This is a genomic window from Collinsella tanakaei (assembly GCF_016902615.1).
In the GTDB taxonomy this organism is placed as follows: domain Bacteria; phylum Actinomycetota; class Coriobacteriia; order Coriobacteriales; family Coriobacteriaceae; genus Collinsella; species Collinsella tanakaei_A.
Genome location: NZ_JACJMB010000063.1, coordinates 1 through 2,095, shown reverse-complemented (window position 1 = coordinate 2,095; position 2,095 = coordinate 1). Strand labels below are relative to the sequence as shown.

Below are 2,095 nucleotides of genomic sequence, written 5' to 3'. Positions count from 1 at the left end.
GCGCCTGCCGTCGCCGCCCACCGCGGCTATCGCCGACATGTTGTCCGTGAGCCACTCGGCGGGGACCCCGCCCAGCCGCGCCGCCGTGTCGTACATGCACGCCAGCAGGTCGTCGCGCGTCCTCGTGGGGGACCGGCGGAGGAGGTGGCGGCGCGAGAACCCGAGCGTGGCGGAGAACACGTTGAAGCGGTACTCGGCGCCCGAGCGGTCGTGCATCACGATGTCCTCCTTCCAGTCGAACTGCAGCTGGCGCCCCGGCTCCGTCTCGAAGCGCGGGTGCGCCTCCGGCAGGCCCCTGCCGACCGCGACACCGTTCCTTCGCAGGTAGTGCGTGAAGGCGTTGTAGCCGGGCACGGGCGGCTCATCGCCGGAGTGCCTGTCGAGCAGGAACTCGTGCAGCGCCCTCTTGGTCATCCCGGGCAGGGCCGCCTTCCGCTCGATCTCGTCGCGGTAGCGGTCGAACCCGCTCGCGCGTCCCTCCCTCCCGTCCAACGGCTGCGGGCCGCCCCCGTTCCAGTACCTCGCGACGGTGTGGCGGTCGACGCCGTACCTCCTCGCGATGTCGGTGAAGTTCGGCTTGATGCCGCTCTCCTTCAGCATGTTCATCTCTCCGATCAGGTTTCTCTCCATATCGCCCTCCCGTGACTCTGCACGGTCGAGCGTAAGCCCGTTGGTCGAAACGGTGAAAGTACGTTGGTGCGATCGGCGGATATGCGTTGGTGGAATCGGCGCCGCCCGTTGGCCTAAACGGCGAATCTTAGATTAGCGGTAACAACGACGGCGGGCCGGGCGACGACGAGGCCGGCTACGTGCGCGGCGCCGACTTCTACGGGGAGGGGATGTAGGGTGGACCTCTCCGTGGAGACCAAGCGCAAGCTGCGCGACATGGGCGCCGCCGACCTGCTGGGCGCGCTCGAGGCGCAGGACGAGGGCATGTGCATGGGCATGACCTGCGCCGAGCGGGTCCAGATGGCCGTCGACGAGGCCCACTCGGCGTTCGTCACCTCCAAGGTCAAAAACCTCACCAGGCGCGCCAACCTGAGGTACCCGGAGGCCGACGTCCGCTCCATAGACTTCTCGGAGGAGCGCGGCCTCGACCGGCTCCTGATCACCGAGCTCGCCACCTGCGGCTTCGCCGAGCGCGGGCAGAGCGTCGTGCTGCAGGGCCCGACCGGCACGGGCAAGACCTACCTGGCCTGCGCGATCGCCAAGGCCGCCTGCCAGCGGCGGATGCGCGCGTGCTACATCAGGTGCCCGGACCTGGAGGAGCTCTGGCGCGAGGCGCGCGACCGTCCCGGCGGCGAGCGCAAGCTCACCCGCAAGTACGCTTCTTTCCAGGTCCTCGTGCTGGACGAGTGGCTGCTCGACCGCCCCGACGAGCTCTTCCGGGGCTTCCTGCTCGAGCTCATGGAGGCCCGCTACGGTGCGTGCTCGACCGTCTTCTGCACGCAGTTCCGCCAGAAGGACTGGCACGCCAGGCTCGGGGGCGGCGTCCACGCCGACGCCATCATGGACCGCATCGTCCACGGAGCCGCCTGGGTCGGCATGGGCGAGATGAACATGCGCAGGAAGCTGGGGGCCGGATCCGAGTAGAAAGCGGGTCTCCGGTACCCATTCGAGACGCCGGCGGTATCGGTTCGCGATACCGCCGGTATCATGCCGAAATAATGGGTGGTATCAAAAGAGGCAAATACTCAAAAAGAGAGCGCTGCGCAGAAGAAAGAGCGCGTGACGATCAAAACGAAGTCCGCTAGCAACTATCAGGAGAGTCAAAAGACGTCGCAAAATCGATGAAAAGTAAACCGGAATCCAGCTTCAATTTAGCTCGAAAGAGCCCTCACAGAATAAAGGGGGCAATAGCAGCAAAAAGAGGAGTGCGTGTTGCGACAGCCTATATAGACGATGATGATAGAAGGGTTTAGGACCTGTTGGAACAGCATGAGAGCCTACCAAAGTAACATGGGGCACCAAATCAATCACGACCAGAACGCCCCGGGAACGCGAAAAGGGGCGGGGCCCCGGGGGAGATGCTCCCCCGGGGCCCCGCCCCCGCGTGGAAACGCCGTCCACCGGTCAGCGGCGCCCTGCTCTCCCA

At 65.8% G+C, this 2,095-nt stretch carries 1 protein-coding gene and 1 pseudogene; one reads left to right on the top strand and one right to left on the bottom strand.

The genetic code is table 11. From position 1 onward, the window contains the following. Positions 1–630, bottom strand: a pseudogene (locus tag H6A21_RS10700) (IS21 family transposase); the annotation flags it as partial. Positions 631–846: 216 nt separating this feature from the next. On the opposite strand from H6A21_RS10700, the gene H6A21_RS10695 reads away from it, so the two are divergent. Next, positions 847–1,593 (top strand): ATP-binding protein, encoded by a 747-nt coding sequence (locus tag H6A21_RS10695; protein ID WP_289614343.1) that lies wholly within the window; start codon positions 847–849, stop codon positions 1,591–1,593. The last annotated feature ends 502 nt before the right edge of the window (positions 1,594–2,095 follow it).